Genomic DNA, 21,969 nt, shown 5'->3' with positions numbered 1-21,969 from the left:
CCCCGAACCGCCGGTGTGGCGATCCGCCGTGGTGTAATGGCAGCACATCTGATTTTGGTTCAGAGAGTTCAGGTTCGAGTCCTGGCGGCGGAGCTCGAGCGCATAGTGACTATCGTTGGCCCGCGAAACGCTGACCACACAGCGCTTACCGAGCACAACGAAGATCCACACGAGGACAGGCAGCCGAGGGAGATCCATGCCACAGCAGACCGCCGTCGTCGTTCTCGCAGCCGGTGCCGGGACGCGAATGCGGTCGAAGACCCCCAAAGTGCTGCATTCGCTGGCAGGCAGAAGTATGCTCGCGCACGCGCTGCATGCGGCGAACGGGATCGACCCCGCGTACCTCATCACCGTGGTGGGACATCACCGCGAACAGGTCGGGGCCGCGGTAGCCGCGACGGCCGCGGATCTGGGCCGGGAGATCACCCCTGCCGTGCAGGACAGACAGCTGGGTACGGGGCACGCTGTGCAGTGCGCGCTGACTGCCCTGCCCCAGGACTTCACCGGAGATGTGCTGGTCACCTCCGCCGACGTGCCACTGCTGGACGGGCACACACTCGCGGCGCTGCTCGAAGAACACCGCAGTTACGCCGAGCGTCCTGCGGTCACCGTCCTGACCTTCGTGCCAGAGGACCCGAACGGATACGGACGCATCGTTCGAGACCAGGACAGACAACTGACGGAGATCGTCGAGCATGCTGACGCCACCCCGGAACAGATCGCGATCTCCGAGGTCAACTCCGGCGTGTACGTGTTCGACGCCGCGGTCTTGCGGACTATGATCAGCAGGCTGTCCACCGCCAACGCACAGCATGAGCTGTATTTGACCGATGTACTCCGCTTGGCCCGCGAGGCCGGCCACCCCGTGCACGGCGCTCGCCTAGTCGACGCGGCCAAGGTCACCGGTGTCAATGACCGAGTTCAGCTGGCCGCGGCGACGCGCACGCTGAACCGCTACATTCTGGAACGGCATATGCGGGCGGGCGTAACTATCATCGACCCCGCGTCCACCTGGGTGGACGCCAGTGTGCGGATCGGTAAGGACACGGTGCTTCGACCCGGTGTGCAGTTGCTCGGCAATACGGTCCTCGGCGAGGACGCCGAGGTCGGCCCGGACAGCACACTCACCGACGTCGTCGTCGGCGACGGTGCTCGGGTGCTGCGCACCCATGGCGAGGGCGCGGCCATCGGACCGAAAGCGACGGTCGGCCCGTTCAGCTATCTGCGCCCTGGCACCGTGGTCGGCGAGTTCGGCAAGCTGGGCGCCTTTGTGGAAACCAAGAACGCCTCGATCGGCGCGCACTCCAAGGTGCCACATTTGACCTATGTCGGCGACGCTGCTATCGGCGAGCACAGCAACATCGGTGCGTCCAGCGTTTTCGTCAACTACGACGGGGTGGCCAAGCACCGCACTGTGGTCGGCTCGCATGTGCGCACCGGCAGCGACACCATGTTCGTCGCACCTGTGACTGTGGGTGACGGCGCATACACGGCAGCGGGTACTGTACTGCGCAGAAACGTTCCGCCCGGAGCACTCGCGGTGTCCGGCGGGCCGCAGAAGAACATAGAGGGTTGGGTGCAGCGGCATCGTCCAGGGACGGACGCGGCGCATGCGGCGGCGGAAGCCATCGCGACCAAAGAGATGTCGGGTCGGGCAACAGAGCAAAAGGATGGCGAACAGCAGTGACCGCGTCATGGATCGATAACCAGAAGAACCTGATGCTCTTCTCGGGACGCGCTCATCCTGAGCTGGCCGAGCAGGTCGCCAAGGAACTCGATGTCCAAGTCACGCCGCAGGTCGCACGCGACTTCGCCAACGGCGAGATCTTCGTCCGGTTCGAGGAGTCGGTGCGTGGGTCCGACGCCTTCGTCCTGCAGAGTTTTCCCGCACCGCTGAACCGGTGGTTGATGGAACAGCTCATCATGATCGACGCGCTCAAGCGCGGGTCAGCCAAGCGGATCACCGCCGTGCTGCCCTTCTACCCTTACGCCAGGCAGGACAAGAAGCATCGCGGCCGGGAGCCGATCTCGGCCCGCCTGGTCGCAGACCTGCTGAAGACTGCGGGCGCGGACCGGATCATCACCGTCGACCTGCACACCGACCAGATCCAAGGCTTCTTCGACGGCCCAGTCGATCACATGCATGCCCAGCTGCAGCTGGCGGAGTACATCCGTACCAACTACAGCCTCGAGCACATTACCGTGGTCTCCCCTGACTCCGGCCGGGTGCGCGTCGCCGAGAAATGGGCTGACTCGCTGGGCGGCTCACCGCTGGCGTTCATCCACAAGACCCGCGACCCGCTGGTGCCCAATCAGGTGAAATCCAACCGCGTGGTCGGTGAGGTCGAGGGCCGTACCTGCATCCTGATCGACGACATGATCGACACCGGTGGCACCATCGCCGGTGCGGTCAAGGTGCTCGAGCAGGCCGGTGCGGGTGACGTGGTGATCGCCGCGACCCACGGCGTGCTGAGCCCGCCCGCAGCCGAGCGCCTCGCTACCTGCGGCGCCAAGGAAGTCGTGGTAACCAATACTCTGCCGATCGGCGAGGAGAAAAAGTTCCCGCAGCTGACGGTGCTGTCCATCGCGCCACTGCTGGCCCGCACAATTCGCGAGGTCTTCGAAAACGGCTCGGTCACTGGTCTTTTCAATGGCAATGCCTAGCGAACTCACCGTCTGACGACGGCTCGGGCTCCGGTCCGAGCCTCTTCGTCTAGTGACCATGAGTCTCTTTTGCGTCTAGTGGCCATGAGTCGCGACCATCGGCGGGATACTGGAAGTATGGACCGTGACCCTGTGAGAACCGAGATGGGGGATGACGACCAAGAGGACGAGATCCGCGAGTATCAACGCAACATCGTGGACCCGCCTGACGACCTGCGCATCCGTTACCGAGAAAACGAAGACGACGGCAGGCTCGGTATCGCCGATGAACTCGACCAGGAGTGGACACCGCGTAATGGCCGCGACGAAGCCGAAGAAGCCGACGACCGGTCCGCCGAGGTGGCCGCGATCGAGATCATCGACGACAAGGACCTCTGATATCCACCCTGCCTGACATTCCCCACGTCAGCACCATCGGGGGGCGGCGACGAGTTCGCGATGGTAGGCACATGTGCCGTCTCGACCTAGCACAGGTTCTATGACCGGCACGGTGCTCAATAGCTCGTTCGGCATAGGGCTCGAGATATAGATTTCTCGATATGCGCCGATTCGGGCTTTCTTCGACGGGGTCGGCCCCTCCGAATTCCGGAGACCGACGGCTCGGCACTCGATCACTAGAAGCACAGGATCACTAGGAGTACGAGTATGACCGGATTCACGGGCTTCCCACCCGCCGGAATGGACTTCTACGAAGATCTGGAGGCCGACAACTCGAAAGTGTTCTGGACCGCGCACAAGAAGGTCTATGACGAGTCGGTACTGGCCCCGATGAAGGCGCTCACCGAGGAACTGGCGGAAGACTTCGGGGCAGCCAAGATCTTCCGTCCATACCGCGATATCCGATTCGCCAAGGACAAATCACCGTACAAGATCGCTCAGGGGGCTGTGGTGCACGCCGCGCCCGGTGTCGGATGGTATGTCCAGATCAGCGCTGCTGGGTTGTTCGTCGGCGGCGGCTTTTATCAGGGGTCTCCCGGTCAGCTCGCGCTGTTGCGCGCCACCATAGACGACGAAGTGCGTGGTTGCGAGCTCTCGGCAATCCTCGGCAGCCTTGTCTGCGAAGGCTTCGCCATCGGCGGCGAGAAGCTGAAGACCAAGCCAAAGGGCTACGCCACCGACCATCCACGCATCGATCTGCTGCGGCACAAATCCCTCACCTGTAGCAAGGAATACGGCGCGCCCGCCTGGCTGGACACCCCTCGCACGGAACGCGAGGTGCGCGCCGCCTGGCAGTCGATCCGACCACTGATCGAATGGCTGGCCGCGGTGGTCGGCGGCGGGCCACTGTAAGAGCTACCACCTCCGCGAAAGGCACCCTCAACGTCGTCCGGCGAGAACCAGGGCGAAGCGATCGTCCGGATCGGTCCACACCTGCCTGGTCTCGAAACCCGCGGCGGCGAGTTCGGCTTCGAGACCATCGATGCGGAACTTCGCCGAGATCTCGGTACGCATCTGTTCACCGCGGACGAAACGTGCGGTAAGGCCGAGCTCGGCGACAGTGACGGTCATATCCGCGCTCGCCTCCAGCCGCATCTCGATCCACTCGTGCGCCGAGTCCCAGACCGCGACGTGCCGGAACTTCTCCGGCACGAAATCGGCGCGCAGCCGGGAATTCAGCACATGCAACACGTTTCGGTTGAATTCGGCGGTAATACCTGCCGCATCGGCATAGGCGGGGACGAGCACCGCCGGGTCGGCGACCAACCCAGCGCCGATCAGCATATGCTCGCCGGGCTCGAGCGCTCGGTGAACCCCGGCCAGGAACTCGGCTCGTTCCATGGGAATCAGGTTGCCGATCGTACCGCCGAGAAATGCAATCATCCTGCGGCCACCGCGTGGCAAGATGTCCAGGGTACCGGTGAAATCGCTGACCACGCCGTGCACGGTGAGCTCAGGGAACTCGGCCGCCACCTCGTCCACTGTGGCGCGCAACGCTGACGACGAAACATCTTGCGGTACGTAGCTCCTCAAGGGCGAGTAGGCACTCGAAGCAGTGAGCAACAGCCGGGTCTTGGCCGCCGAGCCCGCACCGAGCTCGACCAGCACTTCGGCTTGCGCAGTACGAGCGACCTCACCGACCACCCGCTCCAAGAGTGCACGCTCAGTGCGCGTCGGATAGTACTCCGGCAACGCGGTGATCTGTTCGAACAGCTCACTCCCTCTGGCATCGTAGAACCATTTGGGCGGCAACCACTTCGGGCTCGCGGTCAAGCCCAGCCTGGCGTCGGAACGTAAAGCCGCGGTCAGGTCTTCATCGGTGAGGTGGATATCCAGCGTCGGTGCGATCATGGCATGGGCCTTTCAGGTCGGCGGAGAGCAACGACCGATAGCGCGCCGGGCCTGGCAATCACCAGGCTGTGGTCCGGGATCGGCTGCCAGCGCGGGTCGTCGTCGAACGGTTCGGAGGACACGATTGCGAAGGTGTCGGTGACCAGCACCGACAACGAGTGGTAGCAGGTGGTCGCCCACAACCGCGCACCATCGGAGAGCAAGAAATTCAGCCGGGCGTCCGGCGCTCGGTCGAGGATCGCGGCGACAAGCCGCCGCAATGTCTCGGCAACAGCATCCTGTTCGCTGTCCGGCGCCCGGGTCGCCAGCAAAACGCGCAACAACTCCCACAGCGCGGCGGCGTCGGTGACTGACTCAGCCTCCAACAGCCGGGCCGGAGTGAACATCTCCCCGGCACCATATTTGTCCGCGGCACGTGCGAACCCCGCGGCCACAGCGGTCAGGGTGCGGCGCCAGTCGGGAACCACGCCATTGTGGCTGAAGGCCCAACGGTCGCGGGTGAACGGAGCGCACGCGGACCGTTCCACCGGCATGCCGACTGTAGCGGAGCGCACGGCGCCGAGTACCGCGGAGGATTCCAGTTGCGTGAGCACCTCATTCACCGCTGGATCAGTCCAGATGGGCGCGGCATTGCGGTAACGGCTGGCGGTTGCCGAATCCGTGACAGCGGACCACCAGGCGACACCGAAACCGTCGGCGTTGATGGTGCCGCCACCGCGCATATCCCGCGGAGCCCAAGCCTGGGCGCACAACGAATGCGATCCACGGGTCAGCATCTCCCCTACTCGCACCGGCGGACCGATATAGCCGAGATGTCTACACATTGGCGTATACCCACATCCTCGTCGCACGGTACGCGCGAGTGAGTGTGCCGCTTCGGCTGCCCTGTCGCCACTGGCGACGCGGCGGTCCGCTCACCGGCTTTCTCCTGGCCGAAGATCTCGCGCCAAGCGGAACCCGGCGAAGATCTGGCGGCGAATGGGATGATCCCAGTTGCGGAAGGTGCCCCGGCAGGCAACCGGATCCGTGCCGAAAGAACCGCCGCGCAATACGCGATAGTCGCCGCCGAAGAACACCTCTGAGTACTCTCGATACGGGAAGGCGCGGAACCCCGGGTAGGCCTCGAAGCCCGAGGCGGTCCACTCCCAGACGTCACCGATCAACTGGTGCACGCCCGCAGGTGAGGCCCCAGCCGGATAGGCGCCGACCTCGGCGGGTTCCAGATGGCGCTGTCCTAGATTCGCGGTACCTGCCTCCGGATCCGCGTCACCCCAGGGGTATCGGCGAGTCTCTCCGGACACCGGATCGAACCTGGCCGCTTTCTCCCACTCGGCTTCGGTGGGCAACCGCTTACCCGCCCACTTCGCGTAAGCTTCGGCCTCGAACCAACACACGTGCATAACCGGCTGACGCGGCCGCAACGGAGTCATCACACCGAATACCCGCCGCCACCAGCGTCCGGCCGGATCACGCTCCCAGAACTGCGGTGCGACCAGCCCTGCCTCGATACGATGCGCCCACCCCCGCTCAGACCAAAACTCGGAACGCTCGTAGCCGCCATCGTCTATGAAAGCTAGATACTGTTCGTTGCTCACCAGCGCGGCATCGATGGCGAAGCCGGGCACCCACACTTGATGCGCAGGGCGCTCGTTGTCCAGTGCCCAGATGTCTTTCGAGGTGCCCATGGTGAACTCCCCTGCGGGAACGACGATGTCGCCGGTGACAGCCACCGAGGCGACAGGCGGAGCCGCCGCGGTGAGCACCGCGGCACCCGCGCGCAGCTGGTGAGTGCCCAGCATAGTCTCGTCGTGCTGCTGCTCGTGCTGGGCTATCATGCCGAACGCGAAGCCGTTCTCGATTAGTGGATTTCCTCGTAATCGGCTGCGCTCCAGCACATCCCACACCTTGTCGCGCACCGTGCCGACGTAGCCTCTGGCCTGGTCCGGATCGAGCAACGGCAGCGCGGGACGGTCCGCTCTGACATGTTTGAAGGCGTCGTAAAGTCCGTCGATGTCGGCACGCACCGGTTCCCGACCTCCGACATCGCGGACCAGCCAGAGTTCTTCTTGGTTGCCGATGTGGGCGAGGTCCCAGACCAGCGGGCTCATCAACCGAGAATGCTGAGCCACCAAGTCGGCTTCGTCGACACAATCGACAAGGGCGAGGGTGCGCTTTCTAGCGCGGGTCAATACGCCGGCGATCCGGTCCCGTAGCTGTTCGGTGCCGGAATGGTCGGTCGGAGCTGGGTACGAAGTGGTCACGGTATACCTCTGCGGGTTCGTGGTGATCGGCGGCGGCGCGACTGTTGGTAACGGCATGGCCCCAGGTGATTCGGCTCTTTTCGACTGGGCGACTCGCACGGGGTCGAGGATGGGCTCCGGCGTGTTCACTTCCCGACTCCCCATGGCGACGTGCGGCCACCGTTTTCGGAGTAGGCCTCGACTGGAGTGCGGCCACGAAGACATCGCTCGGCAGCGGAGCCGATCGCGCGGGCCGCGTGCTCGGTCGCCGCGTGCTCTGCCGCCAACCGCAGCAGAGCGACGGCGCAGGCCCGAATACCGGGATCGGCCAAACCATAGCGAGCGGCATCGAGCCAACGGCCGACAATCGGCGCGGCGAGCGCACTCGCTTCAGCAACCACCGGCGGAGCCGACATCAACGCGCCGATCACGTACACCGGAACGGTCCACGTGTCGCCGGGCTGAGCGTCAATATAGCGAACTTCCAAATGACCCGAAGCTCGCACCGGCGGGAACAACGTGGTCAGATGGTAATCCAGATCGCTGGTGTCGGGGCGGCGCCCTATTTCGTCGTCCAGCGCGCCGGAAAGCCAATCCGCGAAGGTCGCGCCGGGCGGCGCGGACCATCCCTGGTCCGGATCACTACCCGGCACCGCGTCCTCACCGGAGCTGCGAACGCACAACAGCGGTACGTCCAGTGCCCATCTTCCGTATCCTGCTACCGGATCGGTCCAATCCAGCACTGACGGACGGGTGCGTGTGGGGTCCAGCCGCAACCAGGCACGCATACGCTGAGACGCCCATGCCCCTGGCGGTGCGCCGCGTAGAACGGGGGAACAAGCGAAGGCGGCCAGCAATGCCGGCCCCATGGCATACAGTGCGGTCCAGCGCGCGGTCACCTCCGCCTCGTCACCGCCCGCATCGACGCTGACCTGGGTGGCCGCGGTGTTGCACATCATCAGCTTGCCGAATGGTCCGATACCACTGAAAAACCGCTCCATCGCGCGGTAACGAGGTAGCCGGAGCAGACGTCTGGGGCGGCGGTCGGCATCGGCGGCAACAGAAATGTTGCGGATGGAACGAGATTCGAGAAGTTTCCGCAATAGACCGGCATCTGCTCGCAGTCGATCACACAGCTGCGCGGCAGTGCCGCAGGGAGCGCTGGAGAGTTCGATCTGACCACCGGGTTCGAGAGTGACCCGGCTACCCCCCGGCAGAGTGAGTGCAGGCGAATCTGGGGCGATGGACTGCGGTGCGTAAGGTCCGAGGGCATCCGCCAGAGCCGATAGCTGCGGACGCGGAGCGGCCGAAGGGCCGGACGCCGAACACTCCCCATGCACCGTGAGCCACTCGAGTTCAGCGCCGATCAAGGTGGGTGGTCCGAGCTTGAAACACACACCGCCGATATACGCCTCCGCCACCGCGCGGGAAGACAATTCTCCCTGCTCGGTGGCACAACTGGCCGACTCTGGACTTTCGAGTGTGACCGCCATGCCAACCTCCACCGGCTTCCGGAACGTGTCCACGTATTCCTCGGTTATCACCACACGGACCGGTCTCATTCCCCGCCGACCCACCTTCCCCGCCAACCTGCCGTAGCTCACACGTGATGATCTTCTCAGCGTAGCCATGCGGGCCGACAGAAAATCGATATGAGATCGGATAGGCCACCCGATAAGGTCGGCAGCATGCTGGATGGACATCGCGTACGAGTCGACACGCCCGGATGCGCGACCAAGTCCGAACTGGGACCCGTTTTCCTCGACAGCGCCGGGTCGTCGCTTCCGCCCCGGATCGTCACCGACACCGTCATCGAGCATCTGTGCCGCGAAGCCGAAATCGGTGGCTATCGCGCCGCGAACGAGCGGCTCGACGAGCTCGCCGATGTCAAGTCCGCTATCGGCGCGTTGATCAACGCGGCGCCGACAAGCATCGCGCTCAGCGACGGAGCCTCCCGCTCCTGGACAGATTTCTTCTATTCGGTTCCCCTCGCGGAGGGCGACCGCGTCCTGATCTGCGAGGCTGACTACGCCAGCAATGCCATCGCCGCGCTGCAACGCGCCCGCGCCACCGGCGCGACGGTGGAAAAGGTCCCCAGCGACAGCAGCGGACAGATCGATCTCGACGCGCTGGCCGCACAGGTCGACGAGCGAGTCAAGCTGATCTCCGTGCTGCACGCGCCGACCAATAGCGGCCTGGTCAATCCGGCCGCCGAGGCGACCCGGATCGCGCACTCCGTTGGCGCGCTGGTGCTGCTCGACGCCTGCCAGTCCGCCGGACAGCTTCCCTTGGACATGGCCGAACTAGGTGTCGACGCGATGTCGGTCACCGGTCGCAAGTGGCTACGTGGCCCACGCGGCACCGGATTCCTGTATCTGCGACCTGAGCTGGCACAGTCCATGGAACCCGGCAGGCTCGATCTGCGCAGTGCGAAGTGGACCGAGCCGGACGACTATCGGCTCGCGCCCGACGCCACTCGCTTCGAATTCTGGGAGTGCAGCGTGGCGACGCGGCTCGGCTTGGGCGCCGCGGTACGGTATCTGCTCGACCTCGGTCCCGAAAACGCCTACGCCGCGATCGCGGCCCGCGCCGAGCATCTGCGCAGGGCACTGCCGGATATTCCTGGGGTGACAGTGCACGACATCGGTGTCCGGCACAGTGGCATCGTGTCCTTCACCGTGGACGGCATCGATGCCGTACGAGTACGCGACCAGTTGCTGACGCAGGACATCACCGTCACAGTCAGCCATGCGAGCTCGACCCTGCTGGATATGACTGCCCGTGGCCTCACATCGATCGTGCGCGCCTCGCCACACTACTTCGTCAGCTTCGACGAACTCGACCGATTTGTCGAAGCCATCGCGAAACTCTAGATCCGACTCGCCAGTGTGGATGAAACAGTAACCGCCGCGCCCGATCTCACCTACGCATTGCCGGACGGCACCGAAAACGGCAACGACCTTCTCCTGCCGACTGACACTCAGTGCACTTGGTTCTGCGCGGTTTCCAGGCCGACACGCAGCAGCAGCTCCACTGCATCGGCAGCATGCTCGACGAGCACCGGTACCTCTTTGCGCTCCGACACCGAAAATGGCTTCAACACGTAATCGGCCGGGTCCTGCCGGCCTGGTGGACGGCCGATACCGATTCGGATACGGAGATAATCCTTGCTGTTCAGGGCACTGGAGACAGAACGCAAGCCATTGTGTCCACCTTCACCGCCACCGCGTTTGAGCCGGATCGTACCGAACGGCAGGTCGAGTTCATCGTGCACCACGATCACTTCGCCAGGCGATACGGAGAAGAACTTCACCAGCGCGGCCACCGATCGACCGGACAGGTTCATGAACGATCGGGGCTTGGCGATGAGTACCTGGCGGCTGTCCAGCCGCGCCTGCAACAAGTCGGCACCAGACTTCTTGTGCACGCTGAAACGACCGCCGACGCGCTGCGCGAGCACGTCGGCGGCCAGAAAACCGACATTGTGCCGGGTACGCGCGTATTCGGGACCGGGGTTGCCCAAGCCGACCACGAGCGCGGGTCCGGTGGAGGTCGCGACAGTGCCGGTAGTAGTCAGTGCTCCAGCTCTCCGCTTACTCGGTGCCCTCGGCCGCACCGGCGACGGGCTGGGCGGCTGGAGCGTCGATGATGTTGACGATCAAGGTCTCCGGATCAGCGGCCAGGCCGACACCGGCGGGCAACTGCAGAGCACTCGCTGTGATCTGGGTGCCCGGCTCGGCGTTTTCGACGGAGACCTCGATGGTCTCTGGCAGCTGCAGCGCGTCGGCCTCGACGGAGACGGTTGTGGCCTCCTGGGTAATCAGCGTGCCTGCGGCGGCGTCGCCTACGATCGTGACGGGCACGTCCGCGGTGACCTTCTCGCCACGCTGGACGATCAGCAGATCGGCGTGCTCGATGTAACGGCGAATCGGATGCACCACAACAGATTTGGTCAGCGCAAGTTGCTTCTTGCCGTCGATGACGAGATTGAGCACCGCATTGGTGCCGTGCTCACGCAGGATAGCGGCGAAGGCCTGGGCGTTGACCGACAAGTGCTGTGGGTCGGCCTGGTGGCCGTACAGCACGGCCGGGACGTTGCCCGCGCGCCGGGTGCGGCGAGCTGCGCCCTTACCGAACTCGGTGCGAACAGAGGCTTCGAGAAGGTTGACGTCGGACATGACTGGATCTACTCCTACGGCTCTTCCTGGCTGGCGGCTATTACCCGTCAGGGGCTGCTCACACCTGACCGGGGTGGTCTACTCGTCGGGCGAGGACCGACCGAGGACGGCCAGAAGCCGCGCCGCGTCGATCACGGTGTCGCAAAATCTAGTCTGCGGTCACCCTCGCCGAGACAACCCGAACACCATACCTCAACATATGCGTGCGCTATGAATCGGGTGATCACCAGCACCGCAGCTCGCGTCAGGGCCCATCACGTACGCTGACGTGATTGCCGATCGATCGTCTGCGAAAGGTTGTTTGCGTTGAGCGCCTCCCCTGAGGGTGTCGTCACCCCCGCGCTCCGCGGGTTACCCGCCGAGGTCGCCCGACGGCGCACATTCGCGGTGATCTCCCACCCCGATGCGGGCAAGTCCACGCTGACCGAAGCACTCGCTCTGCATGCGAGGATGATCGCCGAGGCCGGCGCGATCCACGGCAAGGCCGGGCGCAGATCCACCGTCTCGGACTGGATGGAGATGGAGAAGGCACGCGGCATCTCCGTCAGCTCCACCGCTCTGCAGTTCAACTATCGTGCTGCGGGCTCAGACGTCGACAACGTGATCAACCTGGTCGATACCCCCGGCCACTCCGACTTCTCCGAGGACACATATCGGGTGCTCACCGCTGTCGACGCGGCAGTCATGCTTATCGACGCGGCCAAAGGCCTGGAACCGCAGACATTGAAGCTGTTCCAGGTATGCAGACACCGCGGCATACCGGTGATCACCGTGATCAACAAATGGGACCGACCGGGACGGGCTCCCCTGGAGTTACTCGACGAGATCGACGAGCGTATCGGCCTCACCCCCACTCCGCTGTTCCTTCCGGTCGGCATCGCGGGGGATTTCCGTGGTCTGCTACGCCGTGGGCCCGACGGCATACCGATGGAATACGTCCACTTCACCCGCACCGCGGGCGGCGCGACCATCGCTCCGGAGGAATCGCTCACCCCGGAGGCCGCCGGGGCGCGCGAGGGAGAGCCGTGGACTACCGCCGTGGAGGAAAGCGAGCTGCTCTCGGCTACCGGCCAAGACCATGACCAGGAACTCTTCCTCGCCGGGCAGACCTCGCCGGTCATCTACGCATCCGCGATGCTGAACTTCGGCGTGCGACAACTCTTGGAGACCCTGGTCGCGCTCGCACCTGCGCCCAACGCGCGCCTGGATGCCCAGGGCAACCCACGAGAGACCAGCGACCCGTTCAGTGCGGTGGTATTCAAAGTGCAGGCAGGCATGGATGCCGCTCACCGCGACCGGCTCGCATTCATGCGGATCGTGTCCGGCGAGTTCGAGCGCGGCATGGTGGTCACTCACGCGCAGACCGGACGGCCGTTCGCCACGAAGTACGCGCTGACCGTGTTCGGTCGTGAGCGTGCCACCGTCGACACCGCCTACCCCGGCGATGTGGTCGGCCTGGTCAACGCGACTGCGCTGGCTCCGGGCCACACGCTGTATGTGGACAAGAAGGTGGAGTTTCCACCGATCCCGTCCTTCGCGCCGGAACATTTCACTATGCTGCGCGCACAGAGTGCGGGCAAGTACAAACAGTTCCGCAAAGCCATCGACCAACTCGATTCCGAGGGCGTCGTGCAAGTGCTGCGCAACGATATTCGTGGCGATGCCTCCCCGGTGCTCGCGGCCGTCGGCCCGATGCAGTTCGAGGTGGTCACCGCGCGCATGCGCGCGGAGTTCACCGTGGAAACCACCCTGGAGCACCTCGGCTACACGCTGGCCCGACGTACCGATACCGCGTCGGCGGAGGAACTCGGACGGCAGCGCGGGGTGGAGGTGTTCACCCGCTCGGATGGTGCGTTGCTCGCGTTGTTCAGCGATAAATGGCGGTTGCAGTACATAGAGAAGGAGCACCCGACACTCACCCTGGAGCCCTTGGTCGCTACCGCCGATTGAATCAGCCCGCCTCGGACTCCGGCTGCAGCGAGGCCGCGCCGGGATTACGTACCACCGAAGCGATACCGTCTTCCCTGGCGATCAAACCCCAGCGGCTGGAGGTCAAACGGAGACTCGGCAGGTCACTGAGGGAGAGCACAACCTCGTACGTGCGCTCGTAACCGGTGTGGGAAATCCGCCAGCGCCTGTCATCACAACGAACGTAGCGATCGCTGTAATACGCCGCTCCGCGCAGCAACATATTGTGTCCGGGGATGAGGACAGTATCGGCGAGGTACCAGGTGCCGGTAGCGGTATCGCCTTCGATATCGATCTCGGGATGGTCGCACCGATGCTCGGTGATCACGTGCGGACCGAGTGTATTGCGCATGAATGCGATAAAAGCCTCGCGCGACTCGAACTGGAGATATTCGCTGTAGATCGCAGTTGCCTCAGGGACCATTGTATCCGAAAATTCATCCCATGATTTGGTATCGAGCGCCCGTAGATACCGGTACTTCAACCGACCGATCGCCGTGATGTCATCGACGTCTTGCTCTACACGTTCCCGCCCGCGTACTGCTCTCGGATCGTCACGCACCTGTCCGAAATCGATCGGTCCAGCATCGAAACGCAACCGCTGACCCATGCGCAGATCACCGCGATCCTGCTCACCGGTGTCGACCCCGTGATCGCCACGGCCCCGCTCATCCGTGTCCGCCGCATGGACACTGCGCTCCGATCCGCGGGGATCGAGCCCCGTTGTGCCACGATTCTGCCAGTCCGGAGGAGATTCCGGATCGTCGTTGCTCAGCCTGCCAGGACTCTCACCCCGGTCTTTACCCATTTGCCCGGCGATGCCCAATCCTGGGTCGCCGCGACCTTGTCCGCCGTTTCTCTGATCCATACCCACAACAATTCCACCCCACACGCAGAATTGGGAGTGATGTATCAGATTGCTACCCCGGTTTTACTCTCCTGGTTATCGAATATACGAATGCAGACTGGTCCTGCGGTCAGTTTCCGATCGTGAAACAAGTACGGCAGAAGTCCGCACCGAACTCGGTGAGCCGAAGACTTTTGCGGACGATTTTCGGCGCCCGGCCCGCCTTCTTCAACGCCGTCTCCACCACGGGCTGCACCTCGAGCACCATATACCGACTGAGCACCACGGGATCGGTGGAGGTCAGCGTCAAGCCGAGGCGATTGAGATTGATCAGATAGGACCGGGCTCGGTCCGGATAGCGCACACCCGCCTGCTCCGGCACCGAAGTGAGGTCACCCTGCACCAGCTCCGAGCCGATGCCGAGTGGACGATTGGTGCGCACGTCTACCGATGGCTGCGGGCCGTTGAGCGCCATGAAACGCAAGATACGAGCCTCATCGGGAGCGAGTTCATCGAGGATGCGGTCATAGGCCGGGTGCACGTCCTCGGTGAAGTAGACGTCGGCGGATCTGGCGAGCAACGCGTCGCCGCGTCGGCGCAACTCCTCAGTAGTGGCCGATCGCAGATATTGGCCGATCGCAGGCGCCTGCTGCGCGGCGGAGCCGTTAGGCGTCGGGACATAGCTGACGATCTCGCGAACCGAGCCCTCAGTGACGCCGAGTGCGTTACGAGCGATGGACCGCAGCGCGTTTCCGGTCCGCTCGGCGAGCTCCGCCGACGAGTCGCCTTCCAGTGCTGCTTGTGTGATTTCCTTGGTGACCTCGAATGTAGTGCCTACGGCCCATTGACTGCCGCGCACGACGGTGCCCGCGGCCATTCCGGCTGCCCGGAAGACTCCACGGATCAGCCGCGCCTCGTTGCTGATCTGCCGCTGTTCGACATCCGAACTGCGTTCGACGGTGCGGGAACCGGTTCGGGCTACGTCCTGCCCGGTCCTGTCGTCTGCCACGTTTTCTCCGATATCGCCGAGTGAAGATATCGCCGGGTGAACGAATCCGCCCCACAGATTACTGCCCTTTGTGTCACTGGTCATGCGCAGCGCCCGCCCAGTAGTGTGCGACCATCGCGCCACACAATGGGTTTTCACGCCGAGTGGATGCTAGTTTTGGATGCCGGTGCGGCGTCGGTCACCGGAGTACCGGCAGGAGGGTGTCTTGTTAGAGAGCGTCTTCGGAATCCATCCGACGATCCTTCTCGAGCTTGTGACCATACCCCTTTTCACCGGGGTCATCGGATATATCACCAACTGGACCGGTGTGCTGATGCTGTTTCGGCCGGTCGCTTTCCACGGCGTTCGACTTCCTGGCCTACACGGGCTGTATCCTTTGCTCCCCAAACGAATTCAGGTACTACCGCTACTGAGCTACGACGGCAGACTCGGCTGGCAGGGCATCGTCCCCTCCCGCGCGGACAAGATGGCCAGCATCGCAGTCGACAAGGGCTTGGCCAAGCTCGGCAGCGTAGCCGACTTCTACCGAGAGCTCGAACCGGACAAGCTGGCCGAACATCTGGCGGGAATCGCCGATACCCAGATCAGGGATATTGTCGAAGACATCCTGCGGCGTGAACATCCCCAGCTCTGGTACAACCTGCCCGCCCAGGTGCGCGATATGGTGCACGCCAGAGTGCGTCAGCAGTTGCCAGAGATTTTGCGTGGGCTCACTGAGGAATTGGGCGCGAACATCGATCAGCTGCTCGATGTGAAACAGATGGTGATTCGCTACTTCCAGGCCAGACCACACCTACTCAACACACTGTTCCAGGTACTCGGTGCCAAGGAACTGCGATTCATGCAGAACTTCGGTTTCTACTTCGGCGCCCCCATGGGCGCGGTCTTGGTCCTCGTCCTGCATCTGACCGGTTGGTCCACCTTGATCGTGCTGCCGATCGGCGGCGTGATCATCGGCTGGGTGGTCAACTGGATCGGCATCAACATGATCTTCGCACCCGCCTATCCGAAATGGTGGTGCCCGTGGCGACAAGGCCTGCTGATCAAGCGCAAGTCCGAGATCACCGACGGCTATGCGGAATTGGTTTCCAGTCAAGTGATCACCGTGGCGAATATCGGCGATGAGCTGCTCACCGGCCCGCGCTCGGATCGCACCATGCAGATGCTGGAGGACACCCTGCGACCAGCCGCCGACCGCGCGCTCGGTCCGGCGCGACCTGCGGTCAAGTTCGTACTCGGCAGTCGCGAATACAACTCGTTGCAAACGACGCTGACCACTGAAGCCATGTCCATCGCACCGATCGCGTTCGCCGATCCCGAGTTCAATCTCCGGCAGGGTAAACAGATCAACGAGTACATCGCCAAACAGATGTCGGTATTGTCACCTCCGGACTTCGTCGATATGCTCCGCGCGGCTATCAAGCAAGATGAATGGCTTCTTTTTGTCCACGGCGGCGTGTTGGGGCTTTTCGCCGGATACGCTCATATTCTGATCTTCGGAACGGGAGTGGCGACATCATGGCTGTAGCGGATCCGGGCGACGATATCGGGGTCGTCGAGCGTATGGCGACGGGGGCGGATGCCGAGCCGTCGCGGGAGATCACTCGGCGGCCTGTTTCGGATATCGCCCGCGCTGGCGAACTACCCCAGCATATAGCAGCTCCCGTTGCCGCCGCGCGGGCCGCAACGGGTCTGGCCCGATTCGCCTTGACCACCGTCACCGGGGTGACCGTCTGGGGCGTCGGTACCGCGATCAGCGTCACCGCGACTGTCGCGCGACGCAGTATCGAGGGCGTACCGCGCCGGGAAGTGCTCGCTGAAGCCGAAGCCGAGATACGCGACGCGCTGCGCAAAGCCCTCGGGCTTCCTGCCACCGCGACCTTACCCACACCGGAAAATCCCCCGGCCCTGCGCGAGCAGGGCGCCGCACTACTGCGATGGTCGGCGAGCACCCAAAGCGAGGACGACAACCATCCTGCCTTCGCGAGCATGCTGGCCGAGCTGACCCCAGACGAAGCACGCATCCTGCGCTTTCTGCATCTGGATGGACCACAGCCATCGATCGATATCCGCACCGGACGCCCCCGCGCGTTCGGCTCGGAACGCCTCGGTTCGATGCTCACGCTGATCGGTGAGCAGGCCGGGCTGCGTTTCCCGAACCGGATTCAACAGTACTTGACCAACCTGCGCCGACTCGGCTTGGTCGAACACGCGCGAGAACCGGTCGGCAACCCGAACCGCTACCAACTACTGGAGGCGCAGTCACCGGTGCGGGAGACGTTGAAGCGGTCCGGCTTCGGCACCAAGGTGATCTATCGCAGCGTGATACTCACCGATTTCGGCACGGATTTCGTATGTACCTGTCTGCCGGTGGCGCTCCAGGGCGGACACGCTTCCGGGCACTAGTTCTCGCCTCAACCGCTTATCCACCACTCCGGCGCGCACAGTCCGATCCGCAGCGGGCCGCGGTATCGAGCACCACGGTCATAGGAAACAACGGATAGGCTTGAGCACCGTGCTGTCCGTAGTGCCGAGTTCTATCGTCGTACGCGCGCCGTCGAAGGTGAACCTCTACCTCGGAGTCGGGGACCTACGTTCCGACGGTTATCACGACCTGACCACCATATTCCAGGCATTGTCGCTCAGCGACGATCTGGAGATCACGCCTGCGGCGTCACTGTCGATCCGAGTCACCGGCGAGGGCGCCACGGAAGTGCCGACCGACCGAGCGAACCTAGTGTGGCAGGCTGCTGTCCGGCTCGCGCACCTCGGCGGACGCGCACCCCTGGTAGAAGCCGCTATCGCCAAAGGGATTCCGGTGGCAGGCGGTATGGCAGGCGGCAGTGCGGATGCCGCTGCCGCGCTGGTCGGGCTGAATGAACTGTGGGAACTGGGCCTGTCCAGAGACCAGCTCAGTTCGTTAGCAGCCGAACTCGGCAGCGATGTACCGTTCGCACTGCACGGTGGCACGGCGCTCGGTACCGGCCGAGGGGAGCGCCTGCTGCCGATCCTGTCCCGCAGCACGTTTCACTGGGTGCTCGCCTTCGCCAGAGGCGGCCTGCCTACCCCGGCTGTTTTCGCCGAACTCGATCGGTTGCGTACGCACGGTGAGCCGCCGCGGCTCAGTGAACCGCAACAATTGATGCAGGCACTCGTCTCCGGCGAGGCACAGCAACTCGCCCCCCTGCTCGGCAACGATTTGCAGGCAGCGGCGTTATCACTGAAACCGGAGCTGCGCCGCACCCTGCGCGCAGGCGTGGCTGCGGGCGCACTGGCCGGGTTGATATCCGGCTCGGGTCCCACCTGCGCGTTCCTCTGTGAAAACTCGGAATCGGCGATAGCGGTGGCTGCCGAACTCGCCGGCGCAGGTGTGTGCCGCAGCGTGCGGACGGCCAGTGGCCCAGTGCCGGGTGCCCGCATACTCAGCGACAACCCCACCGATAAGCACCGACCGTAGCCTTCGGGCTACCGGCGACCACATATCGACTCGGCACCGAACGGACCAGGTCCGTTGCCAGAGCCTCATCCTTTGCCAGGACAACGGCCGCCCTTTCCGGTCGGTACGCTGGCTCGAAGCGCTATTGCCCCGCCGCAGCAAGACCCGGAAGGATCCATGTCCAACCTGATCAATCTCGAACAGGTCCACAAAAGTTTCGGCATCACGCCGCTGCTGGACAATGTGTCCCTCGGCGTGCACGCGGGCGAACGGATCGGGGTCGTCGGCCTCAACGGCGGCGGTAAGACCACCCTGCTCGAGGTGCTCACCGGCCTAGCGGAACCCGATAGTGGACGGGTCAGCAGGCTCGGCGGTATGCGTATGGCAGTGGTGACCCAGCGCGGCGAGCTGCCCGCAGGTGCGAAAGTCGGCTCGGTAGTACTGGCCGGGCTGGCCGATGACGCGATGACCGACGAGATCGCCGAGCACGAATGGGCTGCCGACCCTCGCATCCGCTCGGTGCTGGACGGCATCGGAATCGCCGATCTCGGCATGGACACCCTCATCGACAACCTTTCCGGCGGTGAGCGGCGCCGAGTCGCGCTCGCCGCCGCACTCACGCGCGAGCTGGACCTGCTCGTGCTGGACGAACCGACCAACCATCTGGATGTCGAGGGGGTGCAGTGGCTGGCCGAACATTTGCTGAACCGACGCAGCGCGCTGGTCGTGGTGACCCACGACCGCTGGTTCCTCGACACCGTCGCGACCAATACCTGGGAGGTGGTCGGTGGCAAGGTCGAAAGCTATGAAGGCGGTTACGGCGACTGGATCTACGCCCGAGCCGAGCGTGCCCGCCAAGCTGATGCGGCCGAGGCGCGGCGCCGCAATCTAGCGCGCAAGGAGCTGGCCTGGCTACGGCGTGGTCCGCAGGCACGAACCTCCAAACCACGCTATCGGGTCGAAGCCGCGGAAGCGTTGATCGCCGATGTGCCGCCGCCGCGCGACAGCGTCTCGCTGGCTGCCTTCGCGCGTAAGCGTCTCGGCCGCGTCGTCATCGAACTGGAAGACGCCACGCTCACCACCCCGGACGGCAGGGAACTGGTACGTGATCTCACCTGGCGACTGGCCCCGGGAGAGCGCATCGGTTTGGTGGGTGTCAACGGCTCCGGCAAGACCACACTGCTGCGCGCTCTGGCCGGAGCTGTCGACCCAGACGGTTCTACGCTGACCACCGGCAGACGTATACAAGGTCAGACCGCGCATATCGGCTGGCTACGGCAGGAACTGGACGATCTGCCGACCGAGCTGCGCGTGCTGGAAGCAGTGCAGCAGGTCGCACAGCGAATCATGCTCGGTGACAAGGAGATCTCGGCGGGCCAGCTGGCCGAGCGACTCGGCTTCAGTCCCGCCCGGCAGCGCACGCCGGTCGGCGACCTGTCCGGTGGCGAGCGTCGCCGTCTGCAGCTGACCCGCATCCTCATGTCCGAGCCGAATGTGCTGCTGCTCGACGAGCCGACCAACGACCTGGACATCGATACCCTGCAACAGCTGGAGGATCTGCTCGACAACTGGGCGGGCACACTGGTCGTGATCAGCCACGACCGCTATCTCATCGAACGCGTCTGCGATTCGGCGTGGGCGCTGTTCGGCGACGGCAAACTCACCCACCTCCCTGGCGGCATCGAGGAGTATCTGAGTAAGCGCGCGGCCTTCGCCGCAAGCCTGTCTCGTACCGCCACACCGGAAATCGAGCAGAATCGAGCACCGGCCACCGACGCCGCAACCTATCGTACGGCGCGAAAGGAACTAACCCGCCTCGAACGCGCCATCGACAAGCTGTCCGACCGCCAGCAACGTTTGCACACCCAGTTGGCCGAGGCCGCTACCGACCGAGACAAGCTGCTCACCCTGAGCGCGGAACTCGAGCAGGTGAACACAGAGAAGGAAAGCGCCGAAGCGCGCTGGCTGGAACTGGCCGAGAGCGTATAACCCACCTGGCAAGCCGGATACGACCTGCCCGTCCCGCACTCGATCACCTTGTGCACTATACCCGCTAGGGGTATAGTGCAGTATATCCATATACCCCCCGGTCGTATAATTACGGGGGGGACGAAGGAGGCGGATATGCCCACTACAACCTACGCTGTCACAGGGATGACCTGCGGACACTGCGTCAGCTCCGTCAAGACCGAAATCGGCAAGATCGACGGCGTCACCAACGTCGACGTCGACCTCGTCAGCGGCGCAGTCCGAGTCGACAGCATCGCGCCGATCGCCGCATCCGATATCGCCGCCGCAGTCGACGAAGCCGGCTACGAAATCGTGGACTGACCGGACCTCGGAGCGAGTGCTCAACACGCGAGCCGCCAGATTTCCCCAGAGCCGGGAGCGTCAGGCCTGGCCCGCCAGACGGACGAAGTCCGCCGTCTCCAGGGTCTCGCCGCGGGCTATTGGCGCAATCCCCGCGGCAAGCAAACGACGTTCGGCTTCGGCCGACGAGCCTGCCCAGGTCGCAAGTGCCGCGCGGAGAGATTTGCGGCGCTGAGCGAAGGCGGCATCGATGACCTCGAAGACCCGACGGCGATGCTCAGCATCCATCGACCACGGCGGCTGAGCGAAGCGCTCGATTCGAACCAATCCCGACTCCACTCGCGGAACCGGCCAGAACACCTGGGTACCCACCGCACCGGCACGCCGCGCCACGCCGAAGAAACCCGCCTTTACACTTGGCACCCCATAGATGCGGCTGCCGGGCTCAGCAGCGAGACGATCAGCCACCTCGGCCTGCACCATCACCAAAGCGACTGTGATACTCGGCAATGTGGCGAACAGGTGCAATAGCACCGGTACCGCCACATTGTATGGGAGATTGGCCACTAGTGCCGTCGGCTCGATAGGCAGATCTGTAGCGCCGACCCGCAGCGCATCCGCTTCGACCACCGATAGTCTTCCGGACAACTCCGGCGCCCGATCGGCGACAGTCACCGGCAGATGCCGCGCGAGTACAGGATCGATTTCGACCGCGACCACCGAGTCGACCACATCCAGCAGAGCGAGGGTCAGAGAACCTAGCCCAGGGCCCACCTCGAGCACCGTATCCGCAGGATCTACCCCCGCGGCCGCGACAATCCGCCGTACCGTGTTCGCATCGTGTACGAAGTTCTGCCCGAGCTGCTTGGTCGGTCGCACCCCGAACCGTTCCGCCAGCACCCGCACCTCGGCGGGACCGAGCAACGCAGCACTCCCACGAGCACGAATCTCAGGTTCCGACACCTCGAGAATCTATCAATCGAAGGGCCCGCGCAAATTTCTCCCCCGCGAGCGCGCCGGCGACCTGC

General features: G+C 64.1%; 20 protein-coding genes and 1 tRNA gene. 12 read left to right on the top strand and 9 right to left on the bottom strand.

Going from position 1 to position 21,969, the window contains the following annotated elements; genetic code table 11:
• The first annotated feature begins 22 nt into the window (after positions 1-22).
• The 5 genes from ACX4ZE_RS12325 (at position 23) to ACX4ZE_RS12305 (ending at position 3,954) form a co-directional block, all read left to right on the top strand.
• Positions 23-93: transfer RNA gene (locus tag ACX4ZE_RS12325), tRNA-Gln, on the top strand.
• A 103-nt stretch (positions 94-196) separates the two neighbouring features.
• Positions 197-1,687, top strand: coding sequence for a bifunctional UDP-N-acetylglucosamine diphosphorylase/glucosamine-1-phosphate N-acetyltransferase GlmU (glmU, locus tag ACX4ZE_RS12320; RefSeq protein ID WP_480273511.1), 1,491 nt, complete (start codon positions 197-199; stop codon positions 1,685-1,687).
• Positions 1,684-2,664 carry a ribose-phosphate diphosphokinase gene (locus ACX4ZE_RS12315; protein WP_480273510.1) on the top strand — a complete coding sequence of 327 codons (981 nt, stop codon included), beginning with the start codon at positions 1,684-1,686 and terminating at the stop codon, positions 2,662-2,664. Before glmU ends, ACX4ZE_RS12315 begins: the two co-directional genes overlap by 4 nt.
• A 132-nt stretch (positions 2,665-2,796) precedes the next feature.
• Positions 2,797-3,042, top strand: a complete 246-nt coding sequence (locus ACX4ZE_RS12310; RefSeq protein WP_480273509.1) for a hypothetical protein — start codon at positions 2,797-2,799, stop codon at positions 3,040-3,042.
• Between the two features lie 267 nt (positions 3,043-3,309).
• Positions 3,310-3,954, top strand: coding sequence for a DUF2461 domain-containing protein (locus tag ACX4ZE_RS12305; RefSeq protein ID WP_480273508.1), 645 nt, complete (start codon positions 3,310-3,312; stop codon positions 3,952-3,954).
• 27 nt (positions 3,955-3,981) lie between these two features.
• Here the strand turns inward: ACX4ZE_RS12305 and egtD are convergent, their stop codons facing one another.
• The 4 genes from egtD to egtA form a co-directional block, all read right to left on the bottom strand.
• Positions 3,982-4,953 carry an L-histidine N(alpha)-methyltransferase gene (egtD, locus tag ACX4ZE_RS12300; protein ID WP_480273507.1) on the bottom strand — a complete coding sequence of 324 codons (972 nt, stop codon included), beginning with the start codon at positions 4,951-4,953 and terminating at the stop codon, positions 3,982-3,984.
• Entirely contained in the window at positions 4,950-5,777 is an 828-nt protein-coding gene (gene egtC / locus ACX4ZE_RS12295; RefSeq protein WP_480273506.1) for an ergothioneine biosynthesis protein EgtC, read from the bottom strand. Before egtC ends, egtD begins: the two co-directional genes overlap by 4 nt.
• A 90-nt stretch (positions 5,778-5,867) precedes the next feature.
• Positions 5,868-7,214, bottom strand: a complete 1,347-nt coding sequence (gene egtB / locus ACX4ZE_RS12290; protein WP_480273505.1) for an ergothioneine biosynthesis protein EgtB — start codon at positions 7,212-7,214, stop codon at positions 5,868-5,870.
• A gap of 125 nt (positions 7,215-7,339) precedes the next feature.
• Positions 7,340-8,686, bottom strand: a complete 1,347-nt coding sequence (gene egtA / locus ACX4ZE_RS12285; protein ID WP_480273504.1) for an ergothioneine biosynthesis glutamate--cysteine ligase EgtA — start codon at positions 8,684-8,686, stop codon at positions 7,340-7,342.
• Positions 8,687-8,881: 195 nt separating this feature from the next.
• On the opposite strand from egtA, the gene ACX4ZE_RS12280 reads away from it, so the two are divergent.
• Complete coding sequence (locus tag ACX4ZE_RS12280) at positions 8,882-10,066, top strand: aminotransferase class V-fold PLP-dependent enzyme (protein WP_480273503.1); 1,185 nt, start codon at positions 8,882-8,884, stop codon at positions 10,064-10,066.
• A gap of 107 nt (positions 10,067-10,173) precedes the next feature.
• On the opposite strand, the gene pth is transcribed toward ACX4ZE_RS12280, so the two are convergent.
• Complete coding sequence (gene pth / locus ACX4ZE_RS12275) at positions 10,174-10,770, bottom strand: aminoacyl-tRNA hydrolase (RefSeq protein WP_480273524.1); 597 nt, start codon at positions 10,768-10,770, stop codon at positions 10,174-10,176.
• Positions 10,771-10,786: 16 nt separating this feature from the next.
• Positions 10,787-11,371, bottom strand: coding sequence for a 50S ribosomal protein L25/general stress protein Ctc (locus ACX4ZE_RS12270; protein ID WP_480273502.1), 585 nt, complete (start codon positions 11,369-11,371; stop codon positions 10,787-10,789).
• 306 nt (positions 11,372-11,677) lie between these two features.
• Between ACX4ZE_RS12270 and ACX4ZE_RS12265 the strand changes: the two genes are divergently transcribed.
• Entirely contained in the window at positions 11,678-13,321 is a 1,644-nt protein-coding gene (locus tag ACX4ZE_RS12265; RefSeq protein ID WP_480273501.1) for a peptide chain release factor 3, read from the top strand.
• Position 13,322: 1 nt separating this feature from the next.
• On the opposite strand, the gene ACX4ZE_RS12260 is transcribed toward ACX4ZE_RS12265, so the two are convergent.
• Both ACX4ZE_RS12260 and ACX4ZE_RS12255 read right to left on the bottom strand, forming a co-directional pair.
• Positions 13,323-13,949: a nuclear transport factor 2 family protein gene (locus ACX4ZE_RS12260; RefSeq protein WP_480273523.1), complete on the bottom strand. Its 627-nt coding sequence runs from the start codon at positions 13,947-13,949 to the stop codon at positions 13,323-13,325.
• Positions 13,950-14,316: 367 nt separating this feature from the next.
• The gene (locus ACX4ZE_RS12255; protein ID WP_480273500.1) at positions 14,317-15,279 is read right to left on the bottom strand and encodes an Abi-alpha family protein; all 963 of its coding nucleotides are present in this window, start codon (positions 15,277-15,279) and stop codon (positions 14,317-14,319) included.
• Between the two features lie 169 nt (positions 15,280-15,448).
• On the opposite strand from ACX4ZE_RS12255, the gene ACX4ZE_RS12250 reads away from it, so the two are divergent.
• The 5 genes from ACX4ZE_RS12250 (at position 15,449) to ACX4ZE_RS12230 (ending at position 20,962) form a co-directional block, all read left to right on the top strand.
• Entirely contained in the window at positions 15,449-16,723 is a 1,275-nt protein-coding gene (locus ACX4ZE_RS12250) for a hypothetical protein (protein ID WP_480273499.1), read from the top strand.
• A complete protein-coding gene (locus tag ACX4ZE_RS12245) occupies positions 16,714-17,601 on the top strand; it encodes an Abi-alpha family protein (RefSeq protein ID WP_480273498.1) in 888 nt (295 codons plus the stop codon). Before ACX4ZE_RS12250 ends, ACX4ZE_RS12245 begins: the two co-directional genes overlap by 10 nt.
• 109 nt (positions 17,602-17,710) lie before the next feature.
• Positions 17,711-18,652: a 4-(cytidine 5'-diphospho)-2-C-methyl-D-erythritol kinase gene (locus ACX4ZE_RS12240; RefSeq protein ID WP_480273522.1), complete on the top strand. Its 942-nt coding sequence runs from the start codon at positions 17,711-17,713 to the stop codon at positions 18,650-18,652.
• 156 nt (positions 18,653-18,808) lie between these two features.
• Positions 18,809-20,620 carry an ABC-F family ATP-binding cassette domain-containing protein gene (locus ACX4ZE_RS12235; protein WP_480273497.1) on the top strand — a complete coding sequence of 604 codons (1,812 nt, stop codon included), beginning with the start codon at positions 18,809-18,811 and terminating at the stop codon, positions 20,618-20,620.
• 135 nt (positions 20,621-20,755) lie between these two features.
• Entirely contained in the window at positions 20,756-20,962 is a 207-nt protein-coding gene (locus ACX4ZE_RS12230) for a heavy-metal-associated domain-containing protein (RefSeq protein WP_480273496.1), read from the top strand.
• 60 nt (positions 20,963-21,022) lie between these two features.
• Here ACX4ZE_RS12230 and rsmA read toward each other — a convergent pair whose 3' ends face one another.
• Complete coding sequence (rsmA, locus tag ACX4ZE_RS12225) at positions 21,023-21,904, bottom strand: 16S rRNA (adenine(1518)-N(6)/adenine(1519)-N(6))-dimethyltransferase RsmA (RefSeq protein ID WP_480273495.1); 882 nt, start codon at positions 21,902-21,904, stop codon at positions 21,023-21,025.
• Positions 21,905-21,969 lie beyond the last annotated feature (65 nt).

This window comes from Nocardia sp. TBRC8007 (assembly GCF_056629435.1).
This window is presented reverse-complemented; position numbering and strand designations above follow the sequence as displayed.